Raw genomic sequence first — 15,872 nt, forward strand, 5'->3', positions numbered from 1 at the left:
ACATGGCTAAAGTAAGCGCTGTAAACAAAAACGATAAAAGAATTAAACTTTCTGATAGACTTTATAAAAAAAGACAAAGTCTTAAAAAAATTATTATGGACAAAAAGTTACCATTGGAAGAAAGATTTAAAGCACAGCAAAAATTGTCACAGATGCCCAGAAACTCAGCAAAGATAAGGGTTATGAATAGATGCAAAATTACAGGAAGACCACATGGGGTTTATAGAAAATTAAAAATATCAAGAATAGCTTTAAGGGACTTAGGTTTAGCTGGATTAATTCCAGGAATGACTAAGTCAAGCTGGTAGAAAGGAAAATTATGAGTTTAAGTGATCCGATTGGAGATATGATAGCAAGAGTGAAAAATGCTCAAGCTAGAAAGCATAAAAAAGTAGAATTACCATCTTCAAATTTTAAAACAAAAATCGCAGATATTCTTAAGAACGAAGGGTTTATTAAAGATTTTAAAATTGCTGCCGAAGATAATAAACCAACATTATCTTTGGAACTTAAATACTACTCTGGAAACCCTGTTATCAGTGCTTTTGAACGTGTATCAAAACCTGGTAGAAGAATTTTTTCTAGTGCTGAAAGTTTGCCAAAGGTAAATAATGGACTTGGAATTGCTATTATCTCTACACCAAAAGGTGTAATGACAGATATAGATGCAAGAAAACAACGTGTTGGTGGCGAAATTATTTGTAAGGTATTTTAATGTCTAAAATTGGTAAAATAAGTATTTCTATTCCTGAAAAAGTTAAAGTAGTTTTAGCAGGGAATATAATAAATATTGAAGGCCCTTTAGGAAAAAAGTCAATCGATATTGATTTAGAAATGTTTAATCTTGACATTAAAGAAGGAAAAGAAATTTCAATAAAACCGAAAAAAATTGACCAAGATTCAAAAAGACTTTGGGGAATGAATAGAAGCTTGATTAATAATGCGGTAATTGGATCAAGCACAGGATATGAAAAAACTCTTGAATTGGTTGGTGTTGGTTATAGAGCTGCTTTAAAAGGAAAACAGTTAAACCTTCAGCTTGGTTATAGTCATGATATTAATTATGATATTCCTGAGGGGATTAAAATTGAAGTTGAAAAACAAACAACTTTAAAAATTTCAGGTTCAGATAAACAACAAGTTGGCTCAGTAGCTTCAAAGATTAAAACTTACAGAAAAATTGAACCATACAAAGGTAAGGGTATCCGTGAAAAAGGTCAGTATGTTCTTAAAAAAGAGGGAAAGAAAAAATAATGAAACTAAATACTACCATTAGAAAAAGATTTAGAGTTAGTAACAAAGTCAAAAAAGTTGCTTCTAAAGATAGATTTAGATTATGTATTTCTAGATCAGCAAAAAACATTTCTGCACAGATAATTGATGATATTAATAAAGTTACTTTATTATCAGCTTCATCAGTCGAAAAAGATATTAAATCAGGTGAAAAAGTAAATAAAACTGAATTGTCAAAAATAGTTGCTACTAAGTTAGCCAAGAAAGCTCAAGAAAAGAAAATTACAAAAATATACTTTGATAGAGGAATATACAGATATCATGGTAGAGTAAAAGTATTTGCTGAAACCTTACGTGAAAATGGAATGGAATTTTAATTATGGATAATTTTAAAGACAAAAAAGCTGACGATATTTTAGAAAAATTAGTTCACATCAACCGTATTACAAAAGTTGTAAAAGGTGGAAGAAGATTTGGTTTTTCAGCATTGGTAGTTGTTGGAAATCAAGCAGGTAAAATTGGGATTGCTCACGCAAAAGCAAAACAAGTTCCAGATGCAATCAAAAAAGCTAATGAAGTAGCAAGAAGAAAATTGATACATATTCCTCTAAGAGAAGGAAGAACAATACACCATGATGTAAAAGCAAAAGATGGTTCTGGAAGAATCGTACTTAGGGCTGCATCAAAAGGTACTGGAATTATTGCAGGTGGACCAGTAAGAGCTGTTTGTGAAGTGCTAGGTGTAAAAGATATTGTTGCAAAATCAATGGGAACTTCAAATGCACATAATGTTATTAGAGCTACGATGAAAGCTTTATTAAAACAAAATTCACCAAAACAAATTTCAGCTATTAGAAATAAAAAAATTTCAGAAATAGTTGAGAAAAGAGGATAATGATAACTTTAAACACTAAAGATAAGATTAATAAATCTAAAATGAGAGTTGGTAGAGGTATTGGATCAGGTAAAGGTAAAACCTCCGGTAGAGGTGTCAAGGGTCAAAAATCTAGATCTGGTGTTGCCATTAAAGCTTTTGAAGGTGGTCAAATGCCTTTATATCGAAGATTGCCAAAAAGAGGTTTTAATCCAATTTCAAGAGTTAATATAGCAATTATGAATCTTGAAAAGATTCAGTCATTTATTAATGAAAAAACGATTAATCCCAGTGACACTATAAATATGGAATTGCTTAAAAAATTAAGATTAATCAACAAAAATTCTCAAAAGTTAAAAATACTTGGTACTGGAGAAATTAAAGACAAAGTAAATATAGAAGCAGACTTAGCATCAAAATCAGCAATAGAAAAACTAGAAAAAATTAGTGGATCTATTCAATTGAAAAAATAATAAATTTCAATGAGCGCATCGTCATCAACAAACGATTTAAGAAACAGAATATTATTTACGATATTTATTCTTGCAGTTTACAGATTTGGTACATTTGTTCCTTTGCCAGGTATTGATCCAGAACAGCTTAAGATTATGATGGATGGTAACCAAAAAGGTTTACTTGGAATGTTCAATGTATTTGCAGGTGGTGCCGTAAGTAGAATGGCTATATTTGCATTAGGTATAATGCCATATATTTCATCATCAATTATAGTTCAGTTATTAACTGGTGTTTCTGATTATTTTAAAAATTTAAAAGCCCAAGGTGAAATTGGAAGAGCAAAAATCACACAGATAACAAGATATGGAACAGTAGTATTAGCTACAGTTCAAGGTTATGGTCTATCTGTTGGTTTAGAGTCTTCAGCTGATCTAGTAATAAATCCTGGTGCCTTTTTTAAAATAACAACTGTTACAACTATTGTAGCTGGAACGATGTTTTTAATGTGGTTAGGTGAGCAAATTACTCAAAGGGGTATTGGTAATGGTATATCTTTAATAATATTTGCAGGGATCGTTGCTGAAATTCCAAGAGCTTTAGTTACAACCTTTGAACTTGGAAGAACAGGTGCAGTTTCAACATTTATGATTTTAGCTATTTTTGTTTTATTAATACTAACTATATTATTTATAGTATTTATGGAGAGAGCTTTAAGGAAGATACTAATAAATTATCCTAAAAGACAAATGGGTAATAAAATGTACGGAGGTGAATCTTCGCATTTACCATTAAAAATTAATCAAGCAGGAGTAATACCTGCAATATTTGCTTCTGCATTGTTGTTACTACCAGTAACATTTTCAAATTTTTCTTTTTCAAATAATGAAACATTCTTAAACTTAAGTTCATATTTTACACAAGGTCAGCCCCTTTACATGATGCTTTACGCATCAGGAATAATATTTTTTACATTTTTCTACACATCAATTACTTTTAATCCAACAGAAACTGCAGATAATTTAAGAAAATATGGTGGTTTTGTTCCTGGTATTAGACCAGGAGAAAGCACAGCATTGTATATTGAAAATATTTTAACAAAATTAACAACTATAGGTGCACTATATTTAACATTAGTTTGTTTGATGCCAGAATTTTTAATTGCTAATTATCCAATTCCTTTTTATTTGGGAGGTACTTCAATTTTGATTGTTGTTGTTGTGGCTATAGATACAGTAACTCAAATACAAACCAGATTAATGAGTTCTCAATATGAGCAATTAATCAAAAAAACTAAATTTGGTAAGTAAGTGAATATTATTTTATTTGGGCCTCCTGGCGCAGGTAAAGGCACACAGGCTCAATTAATTGTTAAAAAGCATAACTACTTTCAGTTATCAACTGGAGATCTGTTAAGGAATGAGACAAAAAAAAATACAGATCTTGGTAAAAAAATAGAAGCAGTTATTTCAAAAGGTAATTTTGCATCAGACGAAATTGTAAATAAACTTCTTAAAAATGCTATTTTAAACCTTAAGTTTAGAGATCGTATTATATTTGATGGTTATCCAAGAAGCATTGATCAAGCAAAAAATCTTGATTTAATCTTAAAAGAATTTAACCAAAAGATAGATTTGATAATTTCATTAGTTGTACCTCGTGAAATTATAGAAAAAAGGATAATTGGTCGAGTAACTTGTGACAAATGTAATTTAACTCTCAATGAATTTTTCAACAAAGAAGATATTAATTTACACCCTTGTGGAAAGGAATTCTTTGTAAAAAGAAAAGACGACAATCTAGAAACAATCATGTCTAGATACGATATTTATACAAAAACAACCGAGCCAGTTCTTCGCTTTCTATCGAAAAATTCAAATCTTCAAGAGATTGATGGAACACTCGAAATAGAGGAAATTACTGCTAAAATTGACACTTTTATCAATGTTTAAGACGTTGACTTTGAGTAATCTTATTATATAAAAGGCACAAATTATCACAAAAATTATGGCTCGTATCGCAGGTATCAACATCCCACAAAATAAACTTGTACACATAGGTTTAACTTATATTTATGGGATTGGAGATAAATTTTCTAACCAGATTTGTAGTTCACTTGAAATACCAAGAGCTAAAAGAATTAATGAATTGACTGATGATGAAATCTTAAAAATTAGAGAATATATTGATGCTAATTTTAAAGTCGAAGGTGATCTAAGAAGAGATTATTCACTAACTATAAAAAGATTAATTGATCTAGCTTGTTACAGAGGAACAAGGCATAGAAAAAAATTACCTGTAAGAGGACAGAGAACAAGATGTAATGCAAGAACAAGAAAAGGTAAAGCTATCGCTATTGCAGGAAAAAAATTAACTCCAACTAAAAAATAATTATGGCTAAAGTTGATAAAGTTGAAAATAAAGATCAGAAGGTAGAAAAATCTTCAAAGAAAAGTAACAAAAGTTCTTATTCAAAAAAGAAAAAAATTAAAAAAAATATTTTAAATGGAATTGCTTATGTGCAATCCACTTTTAATAACACAATTATTTCAATTGCAGATACTAACGGGAATGTGATTTCTTGGGCTTCTGCTGGCCAAAAAGGTTTTAAAGGATCTAGAAAATCTACCCCTTATGCGGCACAAATTGCTGCTGATGCTGCTGCTTCTAAAGCATTAGAGTATGGAATGAAAACTTTATCTGTTGAAGTTAAAGGCCCTGGGTCTGGACGTGAAACAGCATTAAGAGCATTACAAGCAAGAGGTTTTAAAATTTTATCAATCAAAGATACAACACCCATGCCTCATAATGGAACTAGACCACCAAAAAAAAGGAGAGTTTAATGGAAGTCGAAAATGTAAATGTAAAAAATTGGAAATCATTAATTAAACCATCTAAATTAGATGTCCAAATAAGTGATGATTTAACCCATGCAAAAATTATTGCCGAACCTCTTGAAAAAGGTTATGGCTTAACTTTAGGAAACTCTTTAAGAAGAATTTTACTTTCATCAATAAGAGGAGCGGCAGTTACATCAATTCAAATAGACGGTGTTTTACATGAATTTACATCTATTAAGGGTGTAAGAGAAGATGTTACAGATATAGTTTTAAACGTAAAATCTTTAGCCTTGAAATGTAACTCAGAAGGAACAAAAAAACTTATATTAGATGCTAAAGGACCTGGTGAAATAAAAGCTTCAGATATTGCACAAGTTGCTGACGTAGAAATTTTAAATCCTGAACTAGTAATATGTAATCTTGATGAAAATACCAACTTTCATATGGAAATGAATGTAAGTACTGGAAAAGGATATGTGCCTGCTGATTTAAATAAACCAGAAGAGCCACCATTAGGACTTATAGCTATTGACTCACTTTACAGTCCAGTTAAGAAGGTTTCTTATTCAATAAGTACTGCTAGAGAAGGTAAGGCATTGGATTACGACAAACTTACTATGGATGTTGAAACCAATGGATCGATTTCAGCAGAAGATGCTGTGGCTTATTCGGCAAGAATTTTTCAAGACCAGCTAAAAATGTTTGTTAATTTTGATGAACCAGTTGAAGCACCAGTGAAAGAAGTATCAACTGAACCTGAATTCAATAAAAACTTATTAAGAAAAGTTGATGAACTTGAGCTTTCAGTAAGATCCATGAATTGTCTGAAAAATGATAATATAATTTATATTGGAGATTTAGTTCAAAAATCTGAAGGTGAAATGCTTAGAACCCCTAATTTTGGTAGAAAATCTTTGAATGAAATTAAAGAAGTTTTAACAGGAATGTCATTATATTTAGGAATGGAAATTCCAAATTGGCCACCAGATAATATAGCAGAAATGTCTAAAAAGTTAGAGGAAGCCATCTAATGAGACATGGAATGGCAAATAAGAAGTTAAACAGAACTTCTGAACATAGAAAAGCTCTTTTAAAAAATATGTTAAATTCTTTGATAAAGTATGAGCAAATCAAAACTACTTTGCCTAAAGCTAAATTTTTGAAACCACAGGCAGACAAAATTATAACATTAGGTAAAAAAGAAACTTTGCAAACAACAAAAATGTTAGTTTCTCAACTTCAAGATATTAAATCAGCTAATAAAGTTAAAAAAACTCTTTCAAAAAGATATGAAAAAAGAAATGGTGGTTATACCAGAATTATTAAAGCTGGATTTAGATATGGTGACAATGCACCTATGGCCATTATAGAGTTCGTTGATAGAGACGTTGAGGCGAGAAGAGTAGACAAAAAGAAAAAAGATACTTCCAAAGAAACATTAAAAGCTGAAGAAAAGAACCAAGCAACAGCATAAATTCCAAATCATGAAAAAGTCATTTACCGTTGATTCAACGAGTAATGATATGCGTATTGATCGTTGGATAAGATTTAAGATTGGCAAAATTCCACAGGGCTTAATCGAAAAATATTTAAGATCTGGAAAAATTAAGATCAATAAAAAAAAGATTAAAAGTTTTACTAAAGTTAAAACAGATGATGTTGTGGATATTTTTAATATAGATTTTAAAGAAACTATAGTTCAAAAAAAAATTAAATTTGAACCATCAAAAGATGTTATAAAATCTAATGAAGATCAAATTATTGATAACAATGAAAATTTTATAGTATTAAATAAAAGCTCAGGCATCTCTGTTCAAGGTGGAACTAAATCGAAAAAGAATTTAGTAGATATTTTTGCCAAAAGTGAAATTTTTCAAGGGACCAAACCATATTCTGTACATAGGTTAGATAAAGACACATCTGGTGTTTTTATAATGGCCAAAACGAGAGAGTCTGCGCAACTATTAACTTCTTTGTTTAGATTGCGAAAAGTTCATAAGACATATTTAGCTATATGCCATGGAGAGTTAAATAATGATTCTGGAGAGTGGAATGATGATCTTATCCGATATGATGGAGAAAAAAAAATTATAGAAAAAGCAAAAACAATTTATAAAGTTTTAGATAAAAACTCAGAAGCTAGCCTCGTTGAATTAAAACCTATCACTGGGCGAAAACATCAACTTAGAAAACAGCTCTATGCTGTGGGACAACCTATTTTTGGTGATACAAAATATAAATTATCTAATTCATACAAAGGTATTAACAAAAATTTAATGCTACATTCATATCAAATAAGATTTATAGCCAATGATATTAAACACACCTACACAGCCTTATTGCCAGATTATTTTAGAAAACTACTAAAAACAAAAAGACTTAGATTTTTAGATTTAAAATAAAATTTTTAATTAATATATTTTCAAGATTAGAGTAATCTTGATCATTAATTTTTTTTAAATTTGTTATTCCTCTGTCTGATATTCCGCATGGAATTATTTTTTCATATTGATCTAGATTATTATTAATATTTATTGCAAATCCATGATAAGCAATCCACTTTTTTACTCTTACTCCAATTGCTGCTACTTTATTTGTCATTTGTTTTCCTCCATGCCAAATTCCAATATTATTTTTGTCTGAAAATGTATCTATTTTATAATTCTTTAGAGTTTCAATAATTGTTTTTTCAATACAAGTAATAAAATTTCTAATATCTTTTTTTTTTCTTAAATCTAAAACAAAATAACAAATTAATTGACCAGGTGCGTGACATGTAATTTTGCCACCACGATTAGTTTTTATTAGGTTTATAGAATTATCTAAAATTTCATTTTCTTTATAACTTGTACCTGCTGTAAATATTTCATTATGTTCCAAAGTCCAAATAAGTTCTTTATCTTTATTTTTGTGTAAATCTTCCAATCTTTTCTCTAGTAAGTCTATTGCTTCAAAATAATTTATTGGTTTTATTGACTTTTTGATCTCTATATTCATTTATAATTTGTATTATCTTAATTATCTATTAATAGTCCAATCTAAATTATAGGTGGATTTATGTCTTTAGTTAAAAAAATAAAAGATAAAAAAGTTAATTTTGAATTTAATAAAGAATATATAAAAGTAGTAACGTCTAAAATTGCTAATAATGATGCTCTTTTCATTACTAATTCTTTTAAAGAAATGCACCCAGCAGATGCTGCTGATATTATTGAGCATTTAAATCAATCAGATAGAGAGAGTTTAATTAAACTTAATAATTTTAACATTGATCCCGAGGTGTTTGTAGAACTTAATGAGTCTATTCAAACAGAAATTATTACTTATCTTTCATCCGATTCAATAGTTTCAATATTAACTAATCTTGAGTCTGATGATGCAATATCAATTTTAGAAAATGTACCTGAGGAAGAAAAAAATACTATTCTTAGTTCATTACCACCTAAAGATCGTTTTGCTCTTTTAGAGAGCTTAAGTTACCCGGAAGATACGGCTGCAAGAATAATGCAACGTGAATTTACAGCTATACCAAGTAATTGGTCTGTAGGTCAAACAATTGACTATTTAAGGGAAAATAAAGATCTTCCTGAGGAATTTTTAGAAATTTTCATTATTAACGAGGAGTTTAAACCAATTGGAACAGTTCCTTCATCTCGTGTATTAACCACATCAAGAGATACTAAAATGCTTTCAATCATGTCCGAATCTCAGTTATTAATACCTGTAGATATGGATAAAGAAGAGGTTGGTAATTTATTTGAAAACTATAATTTAAATTCAGCTGCTGTTGTAGATAAAAACAATAAGTTAGTTGGGATGATTATGAGTGATGACGTCTTGACTGTCCTAAAAGAAGAAGCTGAGGAAGATGCCTTGAGATTGGCAGGGGTAGGTGACGAGGAAATTACAGACGGCGTAATAACCAAAACAAGAAGAAGATTTAATTGGCTTTTGTTAAATTTATTCACAGCTTTTCTGGCAACTTGGTGTATTAGCTTATTTGGAGCTACAATTGAACAAATGGTTGTATTAGCATTTTTGATGCCGATAGTAGCATCTATGGGTGGTAATGCAGGGATGCAAACTTTAGCTGTTACTGTTAGAACAATAGCAACCAATGATTTAACAGAGAATAATTTTTCATCAAATGTTTTAAAAGAATTCACTATTGGAATTTTAAATGGAATTATATTTGCAGCTATAAGTGCTTTTGTTGTCCAAATTTGGTTCCAAGATAATACACTTTCATTTATAATTTCAATTTCAATGGTCTTAACCATGATAATAGCTGGACTATTTGGAATTTTAGTTCCAGTAACTTTAAAAAAAATGAATATTGATCCTGCTATTGCTTCTAGTGTATTTGTAACTACAATTACTGATGTGATAGGTTTTGTATCATTCTTAGGTGTTGGTGCCTATTTTTTATAAATTTAAAAGTTATCAATTAATCTAATACCTTTATAATAATAACTAACGAAGATTTTAGATTTTAAGTATTTATTTGAAATAGTTAGGTTTTTTATATTTCTATTTTCTAAATATTCAATTTTAACATCAAAAAATTTCTCTATATCTTTTTTTGATTTTTGTAAAAATCTATTAATATTATTTGTACTTTTAGTTTTATTTTTCAAATTTAAAATTGTTTTTGAAATCTTTTCAACTTCATTAAGTTCTTGTTTGTTAAATAATAAATTTCTTGAAGATAATGCTAATTTATTTTTATTCCTTATAGTTTTACATCCAATTACCTTAGTATTAAATTTTTTTTCAATAAAATTTCTTACTAAATATAATTGTTGAAAATCTTTTTTCCCCATAAATATTTTTTTAGGTTTAATTAATGTGCTTAATTTATTCATTACATCTAAAACACCTTCAAAATGTCCTTTTCTATATTTAGCACAAAGTATTTTATCTTTTCTTTTAATTTTTATTTGTGATTTTTTTTTATCTTCGAAAATGTCTTTGAATTTTGGAATATAAATAAAATCTAACTTTTTAATTTTCTTTAAAATAGTTAAATCATTCTTGATATTAGAAGGGTAAGATTTAAAATCTTTAATAGCATTAAATTGTTTTGGATTTACAAAAATACTTACAAGAGTTTTTTTGTTAGATTTAATTGATTTTTCTATTAAAGAAATATGCCCTTCATGAATACCACCCATTGTAGGTACAAAACCAATATCATTAAAAGGCCTTAATGTTTTATGTAAAATACTATTATTTAATATAATTTTCATTTGTATTAGAATATTTAATAAGTAAAACATTTAAATGATTAAACAAGCTATTATTCCTTTAGCTGGATTGGGTACACGCCTGTTACCTTTGACTAGTGTTTTTGCAAAAGAACTTTTGCCTATCAACGGAAAACCAGGATTAGAATATATTATAAATGAATGTATTGATGCTGGCATTAAAGAAATAATTTTTATTATATCAAAAAGAAAGATGATGATTAAAAAATATTTTTACAATGACAAATTTTATAAAGATTTAATTAAAAAGAAAAAAGACCCACGTGTTATTGAGGAATATAAAAAAATTTTAAAATTTAGAAAAATGATTAAATTTGTTTATCAGAATAAACCAAAAGGAACAGGTGATGCAGTTCTTAAAACCAAAAAATTAATTAAAGATAAATACTTCTTAATGTTACTGCCAGATGATCTTATAATTAAAAAAAACTGTTCCAAATCTATGATTAGTTCACACAAAAGATATAAATCATCTGTGATGGCAAGCATGAGTGTTAATAAAAAATCAGTTTCAAGGTGGGGCATTTATAAATTAGATAAAAAATTAAACAAAACTGATTATTTAATAAGTGATGTAATTGAAAAACCAGACTTAAAGAATGCGCCTTCTAATAAAGCTGTAATAGGAAGATATATTTTACCAAGATCAATTTTTACTAAACTAAAAACAACAAAACCTAGTAAAGGTGGAGAAATACACATCACAGATGCTATCCAAGCATTAATCAAAGATAATGAAAAATTTATAGCTCATCATTTTTCTGGAAAATATTTAGATTGCGGTACTATGAATGGATACATCAACTCAACTTTGGAAATCAATAAGTTATGAAATTATGCATGATTGGAACAGGCTATGTTGGCCTTGTAAGTGGTGTGTGCTTTTCTGATTTAGGTAATACTGTTTATTGCGTTGATAAAGACAAAAATAAAATAGATTTATTAAATAAAGGAATTGTTCCAATTTACGAACCTGGTTTAGAAGAAATTTTAAAAAGAAATTCTAAGCAGAAAAGATTAATTTTCACCTCTGATTTTAATAAAGCAGTAACTAATTCTGATATTATATTTATTTGTGTAGGTACACCAACTAAGAAAAATAGTAATTCAGCTGATCTAAAAAATGTTTTCAAAGTAGTTCATGAATTAAAAAAAATTATATTTAAATATAAAGTAATAGTTACAAAATCTACCGTTCCTGTAACAACAGGTGATAAAATCGAAAAAATTTTAATTAAACTAAAAAGAAAGAAACTTGTTGATATAGTGTCAAATCCAGAATTTTTAAGAGAAGGAGAGGCTATTAGCGATTTTTCTTGCCCTGATCGAGTAATCATTGGAACTGATAGCAAAAAAGCTAATACTAAAATGAAATCTTTATACATGCCGATTATTAAAAAAAGTAGCAGATATTTTAATACATCTAGGAAAGGTGCTGAATTAATCAAATATGCTTCTAACGCTTTTTTAGCAACAAAAATATCTTACATTAATGAATTGGCTAATTTATGTGAAAAAGCTGGTGTGGATATTAAAGATATATCTCAAGGCATGGGTTCAGATCTTAGAATAGGAGAAAGATTTTTAAGAGCTGGACCAGCATATGGGGGATCATGTTTCCCTAAAGATACAAGAGCATTAATTGAAACTGCAAATCAATTTAAAACTGATTTAACAATTGTCAAAAGTGTTGTCTCTTCAAATAATAATAGAAAACTTTTATTAACTAAAAAATTAGAAGAGATTCTTCAAGGTAAATTAAAAAATAAAACTATTACTTTTTTAGGTGTTACATTTAAACCGAATACAGATGATATGCGTGAAGCCTCAAGTATACCAATGATAAAATATTTGAATAAAAGAAATTCTAATATCCGTTATTACGATCCTTCAGGAGAAAAACATGAATTTAAAAAATTAAAAAATGTTCAATATTTTAATGATATATCATCTGCATGTTTTAACAGTGATCTTATTGTTCTACACACAGAATGGAATGATTTCAAATTATTAAACTTTAAAAATATTGTTAAGAAAAATAAATTTAAAGTTTTTGATATGAGAAATATTTATTCACCAGCTAAAATGAAAAAATTAAAAATTGATTATTTTGGTATTGGCAGGTAATCTAATTTAATTCAAAAATTGCGTCTATTTCTACAGACACACCTAGGGGCAGACTGTTAGTGCTTACAGCAGCTCGAGTATGCATTCCAGCATCACCAAAAATTGAAGCTATTAAATCTGATGCGCCATTAATTACTTTTGGTTGTTCGATATAATCTTCTGTTGAATTGACAAAACCTGTTAACTTAATACAGGATTTTACTTTTGAAAGATCTCCATTACATGCATTTTTAACTTGAGCAACAATGCTTAATCCACATCTTTCAGCAGCTTTGTAAGCTTCCTCTGTAGTTAAGTCTTTACCAACTTTACCTTTTATCAATTCTCCATTTATATTCATTGAAATTTGACCCGATACATAAAGTAAATTTCCTGAAATTTTAGTTGCTACATAAGAGCCAACTGGTGCTTTAGCTTCAGGTAGTTCAATTTTTAATTCTTTAATTTTATCATCATAATTCATTTTTTTACCTTTTTTCTTTTTTTTGTTTTCTTTGTTTTATCGTATTCTTTTCTTTTCTCAATAAGGATTAAGGCCTCCTCCATTGTAAGTTCAGTAGGATCTTTTTCTTCCGGTATAGTTGCATTAAGCGATTTATATTTAATATATGGTCCATACTGACCCTTCATAACTCTAACTGGTTTTTTATCTTCTGGATGCTCACCTAAATCTTTTATAATTGATGCAGACATTCTTCCAGGTTTAGCTTCAGCTATCAAAGTAATAGCTCTATTTAAACCTATCGAAAATATTTCTTCCAAATTTTCTATTCTAGCTGATTTATTTTCACACTTTAAGTAAGGGCCAAATCTTCCAGTATTAAGTGTAATGTCTTTTTGGTTTTCAGGATTTATTCCAAGAGATTTTGGTAGTGAGCATAAAAATTGGGCTTTTTCTAAATCAATATTTTCTAATTCTAAACCTTTAGGAATTGAAACATTTTTTAAAAGTTCATTAACATCAGCCTTCACTTTTTTGGTCTTCTTTTTTTTCTTAGTTACCTTTTCATCAGTAGTTTTTTCAAGAACTTTTTCATATTGTAAGTAGGGACCAAATCTTCCATTTTTCAAATAAATATCATTTCCATTATCATGCTTACCTATAAATTTTGGCTCAGCCAATTGTGCTTGTGCAGCCGCTTTCGCTTTAGATAAAGGTCTTGTAAATTTGCATTCTGGATAATTAGAACAACCAATAAAAGCACCTCCTCTAAAACTGTTTTTTAAACTCAAAGATCCTGTTTCACATAGCTGACATTTTCTAACAACTTTACCATCAGAGTCTTTGTCAAAAATTAGTGTTCCAAGACTATCATTCAATAGATCTAAAACTTCTCTAGTTCTTTTTTCTTTAACTTGAGAAACGTTATTATTAAAATCTTTCCAAAACATTTCTAAAACTTTTATCCAACTTTCTTTTCCTGTTGTTATATCATCTAATTGTTCTTCTAAACCAGCAGTAAAATTATAATCTACATATTTTGAAAATAATTTTTCTAAAAAAGCAGAAATTAATTTTCCACGATCAGTTGGAAAAAATCTCTTATTAATAATTTCAGCATAACCACGATTAGCAATTGTTGATATTATACTTGCGTATGTTGACGGTCTTCCAATCCCTAATTCTTCTAATTTTTTTACAATACTTGCCTCAGAGTATCTAGGTGGTGGTTGTGTGAAATGTTGTTCATCAAAAAAAGCTTCTATATTTATTTGACCTTTGGACATTTCTGGCAAGATTGCTTCATCATCATCTTTACTAGGGCTTGGAAATACTTTCAAATAACCATCAAATTTTAAAACAGAACCACTAGTTTTACATATTGTCTGACCATCATTGGAAGTTATTGTTATTGTGCTTCGATCAAATTTAGCAGACTCCATTTGAGATGATAGAGCTCTTCCCCAAATTAAATTATAGAGTTTTTGTTGGTCAGCACTTAAATATTTTTTAACAGAATCTGGTGATCTATTGATGTCTGTTGGTCTTATAGCTTCATGAGCTTCTTGAGCATTTTTAGCTTTTTTTCCAGAATAATTTAAAGGGTTTTCTGGAAGGTATTCTTTACCGTATTCATTTTTAATATAATCTCTAAAATCTGTAATTGCATCAGCTGACAAGTTTGTACCGTCTGTCCTCATATATGTTATTAAACCTATAGTTTCACCATCAATTTCAATACCTTGATATAGTCTCTGTGCAATTTGCATTGTTCTTGAAGCTCCAAAGCCCAATCTACTAGATGCTACTTGTTGAAGGGTAGAAGTTGTGAATGGACCAGAAGGGTTTCTGTTAATTATCTTTGACGAAATGTCACTAATATCAAATTTTTTATCTTTAATTTTTTCAATTGCCTTATCTATTTCAACTTTATTTCTAAATGAAAATTTTTCAACTTTATTTCCATTAAGTTGAAATATACTTGCACTAATTATTTTTTTTTTATCATCTTGAAAATTTATAGTTAAAGTCCAAAATTCCTCAGGATCAAAAGACTCAATTTCATGCTCTCTTTCTGTAATAAGTTTTAAAGCTACAGACTGAACTCTTCCAGCTGATTTTGATCCAGGTAATTTAGTCCATAGAATAGGAGAGATATTAAAACCAACCAAATAATCTAAAGCTCTTCTTGCCATATAAGCATCCACCAACAAAGGTTCAATTTGACGTGGATTTTCAATTCCATGTGTTACAGCTTTTTTTGTAATTTCATTAAATACAACACGTTCTACTTCTTTATCTTTTAGAAGTTTTTTTTCATTCAAATATTCCTTAACATGCCAAGCAATAGCTTCACCTTCACGATCAGGGTCAGTTGCTAGAATAATTTTTGAAGAGTCTTTTGCAGCATCAGTAATTTCTTTTAAATATTTTTTTGAAAAACTATCAACCTCCCATTCCATTTTAAAATTTTGATCGGGGTCTACAGATCCATTTTTAGAGGGTAAATCTCTTATATGACCATAACTTGCTAAAACAGTGTAGTTGTGACCTAGATATTTATTTATTGTTTTTGCTTTAGCGGGACTTTCAACTATGACTAGATTCATAATTTAACAAACTACTCAAAAGAGTTT

Annotated in this window: 20 protein-coding genes; 16 read left to right on the forward strand and 4 right to left on the reverse strand. The window is 28.8% G+C overall.

All coding sequences use genetic code 11. The features are described 5' to 3' along the window. Positions 1-2: 2 nt before the first annotated feature. The 13 genes from rpsN to ACIJYG_RS02820 are packed head-to-tail and all read left to right on the forward strand — an operon-like array spanning position 3 to position 7,802. Positions 3-308, forward strand: coding sequence for a 30S ribosomal protein S14 (gene rpsN / locus ACIJYG_RS02760; protein WP_435098305.1), 306 nt, complete (start codon positions 3-5; stop codon positions 306-308). Positions 309-319: 11 nt separating this feature from the next. Continuing rightward, positions 320-715 carry a 30S ribosomal protein S8 gene (rpsH, locus tag ACIJYG_RS02765; RefSeq protein ID WP_435098308.1) on the forward strand — a complete coding sequence of 132 codons (396 nt, stop codon included), beginning with the start codon at positions 320-322 and terminating at the stop codon, positions 713-715. Beyond that, the gene (gene rplF / locus ACIJYG_RS02770) at positions 715-1,254 is read left to right on the forward strand and encodes a 50S ribosomal protein L6 (protein ID WP_435098311.1); all 540 of its coding nucleotides are present in this window, start codon (positions 715-717) and stop codon (positions 1,252-1,254) included. Before rpsH ends, rplF begins: the two co-directional genes overlap by 1 nt. Further along, positions 1,254-1,610, forward strand: a complete 357-nt coding sequence (gene rplR, locus ACIJYG_RS02775) for a 50S ribosomal protein L18 (RefSeq protein WP_435088979.1) — start codon at positions 1,254-1,256, stop codon at positions 1,608-1,610. Before rplF ends, rplR begins: the two co-directional genes overlap by 1 nt. Positions 1,611-1,612: 2 nt before the next feature. Beyond that, a complete protein-coding gene (gene rpsE / locus ACIJYG_RS02780) occupies positions 1,613-2,128 on the forward strand; it encodes a 30S ribosomal protein S5 (protein ID WP_435086916.1) in 516 nt (171 codons plus the stop codon). Next, positions 2,128-2,580, forward strand: coding sequence for a 50S ribosomal protein L15 (gene rplO, locus ACIJYG_RS02785; RefSeq protein WP_435088981.1), 453 nt, complete (start codon positions 2,128-2,130; stop codon positions 2,578-2,580). The genes rpsE and rplO overlap by 1 nt, the downstream gene beginning before the upstream one ends. Before the next feature lie 9 nt (positions 2,581-2,589). Next, entirely contained in the window at positions 2,590-3,870 is a 1,281-nt protein-coding gene (secY, locus tag ACIJYG_RS02790; protein ID WP_435088983.1) for a preprotein translocase subunit SecY, read from the forward strand. Beyond that, positions 3,871-4,512 carry an adenylate kinase gene (locus ACIJYG_RS02795; protein WP_435098314.1) on the forward strand — a complete coding sequence of 214 codons (642 nt, stop codon included), beginning with the start codon at positions 3,871-3,873 and terminating at the stop codon, positions 4,510-4,512. Positions 4,513-4,567: 55 nt separating this feature from the next. Further along, positions 4,568-4,951 (forward strand): 30S ribosomal protein S13, encoded by a 384-nt coding sequence (rpsM, locus tag ACIJYG_RS02800; protein ID WP_435088987.1) that lies wholly within the window; start codon positions 4,568-4,570, stop codon positions 4,949-4,951. A gap of 2 nt (positions 4,952-4,953) precedes the next feature. Continuing rightward, positions 4,954-5,403 (forward strand): 30S ribosomal protein S11, encoded by a 450-nt coding sequence (gene rpsK, locus ACIJYG_RS02805; protein ID WP_435088989.1) that lies wholly within the window; start codon positions 4,954-4,956, stop codon positions 5,401-5,403. Beyond that, positions 5,403-6,431: a DNA-directed RNA polymerase subunit alpha gene (locus ACIJYG_RS02810; RefSeq protein ID WP_435088991.1), complete on the forward strand. Its 1,029-nt coding sequence runs from the start codon at positions 5,403-5,405 to the stop codon at positions 6,429-6,431. Before rpsK ends, ACIJYG_RS02810 begins: the two co-directional genes overlap by 1 nt. Then, positions 6,431-6,874 carry a 50S ribosomal protein L17 gene (gene rplQ / locus ACIJYG_RS02815; protein WP_435088993.1) on the forward strand — a complete coding sequence of 148 codons (444 nt, stop codon included), beginning with the start codon at positions 6,431-6,433 and terminating at the stop codon, positions 6,872-6,874. The genes ACIJYG_RS02810 and rplQ overlap by 1 nt, the downstream gene beginning before the upstream one ends. A 10-nt stretch (positions 6,875-6,884) precedes the next feature. Next, entirely contained in the window at positions 6,885-7,802 is a 918-nt protein-coding gene (locus tag ACIJYG_RS02820; protein ID WP_435098317.1) for an RluA family pseudouridine synthase, read from the forward strand. On the opposite strand, the gene lipB is transcribed toward ACIJYG_RS02820, so the two are convergent. Then, positions 7,780-8,397, reverse strand: a complete 618-nt coding sequence (gene lipB, locus ACIJYG_RS02825) for a lipoyl(octanoyl) transferase LipB (protein WP_435098320.1) — start codon at positions 8,395-8,397, stop codon at positions 7,780-7,782. The genes ACIJYG_RS02820 and lipB overlap by 23 nt on opposite strands. A gap of 60 nt (positions 8,398-8,457) precedes the next feature. Between lipB and mgtE the strand changes: the two genes are divergently transcribed. Then, positions 8,458-9,831: a magnesium transporter gene (gene mgtE / locus ACIJYG_RS02830; protein WP_435098323.1), complete on the forward strand. Its 1,374-nt coding sequence runs from the start codon at positions 8,458-8,460 to the stop codon at positions 9,829-9,831. A 2-nt stretch (positions 9,832-9,833) separates the two neighbouring features. Here mgtE and ACIJYG_RS02835 read toward each other — a convergent pair whose 3' ends face one another. Next, entirely contained in the window at positions 9,834-10,679 is an 846-nt protein-coding gene (locus ACIJYG_RS02835) for a pantoate--beta-alanine ligase (RefSeq protein WP_435098325.1), read from the reverse strand. A 4-nt stretch (positions 10,680-10,683) separates the two neighbouring features. On the opposite strand from ACIJYG_RS02835, the gene ACIJYG_RS02840 reads away from it, so the two are divergent. Beyond that, positions 10,684-11,499, forward strand: coding sequence for a sugar phosphate nucleotidyltransferase (locus ACIJYG_RS02840; protein ID WP_435098328.1), 816 nt, complete (start codon positions 10,684-10,686; stop codon positions 11,497-11,499). Beyond that, on the forward strand, positions 11,496-12,794 hold the full coding sequence (locus ACIJYG_RS02845) for a UDP-glucose dehydrogenase family protein (protein WP_435098331.1): 1,299 nt from the start codon (positions 11,496-11,498) through the stop codon (positions 12,792-12,794). The genes ACIJYG_RS02840 and ACIJYG_RS02845 overlap by 4 nt, the downstream gene beginning before the upstream one ends. A gap of 1 nt (position 12,795) precedes the next feature. On the opposite strand, the gene ACIJYG_RS02850 is transcribed toward ACIJYG_RS02845, so the two are convergent. Next, positions 12,796-13,257: a RidA family protein gene (locus ACIJYG_RS02850; RefSeq protein WP_435098334.1), complete on the reverse strand. Its 462-nt coding sequence runs from the start codon at positions 13,255-13,257 to the stop codon at positions 12,796-12,798. Further along, on the reverse strand, positions 13,254-15,845 hold the full coding sequence (gene topA, locus ACIJYG_RS02855) for a type I DNA topoisomerase (protein WP_435098337.1): 2,592 nt from the start codon (positions 15,843-15,845) through the stop codon (positions 13,254-13,256). The genes ACIJYG_RS02850 and topA overlap by 4 nt, the downstream gene beginning before the upstream one ends. Positions 15,846-15,872: the final 27 nt, after the last annotated feature.

Source organism: Candidatus Pelagibacter bacterium nBUS_27 (assembly GCF_051200985.1).
GTDB lineage: Bacteria > Pseudomonadota > Alphaproteobacteria > Pelagibacterales > Pelagibacteraceae > Pelagibacter.

What these genes read in the sequence shown, in the direction of transcription:
- ACIJYG_RS02845 (WP_435098331.1), top strand. Translation starts at nt 11,496, where the DNA reads ATGAAATTATGCATGATTGGAACAGGCTATGTTGGCCTTGTAAGTGGT.
- ACIJYG_RS02850 (WP_435098334.1), bottom strand. Translation starts at nt 13,257, where the DNA reads ATGAATTATGATGATAAAATTAAAGAATTAAAAATTGAACTACCTGAA.
- rpsN (WP_435098305.1), top strand. Translation starts at nt 3, where the DNA reads ATGGCTAAAGTAAGCGCTGTAAACAAAAACGATAAAAGAATTAAACTT.
- mgtE (WP_435098323.1), top strand. Translation starts at nt 8,458, where the DNA reads ATGTCTTTAGTTAAAAAAATAAAAGATAAAAAAGTTAATTTTGAATTT.
- ACIJYG_RS02835 (WP_435098325.1), bottom strand. Translation starts at nt 10,679, where the DNA reads ATGTTTTACTTATTAAATATTCTAATACAAATGAAAATTATATTAAAT.
- rpsM (WP_435088987.1), top strand. Translation starts at nt 4,568, where the DNA reads ATGGCTCGTATCGCAGGTATCAACATCCCACAAAATAAACTTGTACAC.
- ACIJYG_RS02810 (WP_435088991.1), top strand. Translation starts at nt 5,403, where the DNA reads ATGGAAGTCGAAAATGTAAATGTAAAAAATTGGAAATCATTAATTAAA.
- rplO (WP_435088981.1), top strand. Translation starts at nt 2,128, where the DNA reads ATGATAACTTTAAACACTAAAGATAAGATTAATAAATCTAAAATGAGA.
- rpsH (WP_435098308.1), top strand. Translation starts at nt 320, where the DNA reads ATGAGTTTAAGTGATCCGATTGGAGATATGATAGCAAGAGTGAAAAAT.
- rplQ (WP_435088993.1), top strand. Translation starts at nt 6,431, where the DNA reads ATGAGACATGGAATGGCAAATAAGAAGTTAAACAGAACTTCTGAACAT.
- ACIJYG_RS02820 (WP_435098317.1), top strand. Translation starts at nt 6,885, where the DNA reads ATGAAAAAGTCATTTACCGTTGATTCAACGAGTAATGATATGCGTATT.
- rplF (WP_435098311.1), top strand. Translation starts at nt 715, where the DNA reads ATGTCTAAAATTGGTAAAATAAGTATTTCTATTCCTGAAAAAGTTAAA.
- lipB (WP_435098320.1), bottom strand. Translation starts at nt 8,397, where the DNA reads ATGAATATAGAGATCAAAAAGTCAATAAAACCAATAAATTATTTTGAA.
- rpsE (WP_435086916.1), top strand. Translation starts at nt 1,613, where the DNA reads ATGGATAATTTTAAAGACAAAAAAGCTGACGATATTTTAGAAAAATTA.
- ACIJYG_RS02840 (WP_435098328.1), top strand. Translation starts at nt 10,684, where the DNA reads ATGATTAAACAAGCTATTATTCCTTTAGCTGGATTGGGTACACGCCTG.
- topA (WP_435098337.1), bottom strand. Translation starts at nt 15,845, where the DNA reads ATGAATCTAGTCATAGTTGAAAGTCCCGCTAAAGCAAAAACAATAAAT.
- rpsK (WP_435088989.1), top strand. Translation starts at nt 4,954, where the DNA reads ATGGCTAAAGTTGATAAAGTTGAAAATAAAGATCAGAAGGTAGAAAAA.
- secY (WP_435088983.1), top strand. Translation starts at nt 2,590, where the DNA reads ATGAGCGCATCGTCATCAACAAACGATTTAAGAAACAGAATATTATTT.
- rplR (WP_435088979.1), top strand. Translation starts at nt 1,254, where the DNA reads ATGAAACTAAATACTACCATTAGAAAAAGATTTAGAGTTAGTAACAAA.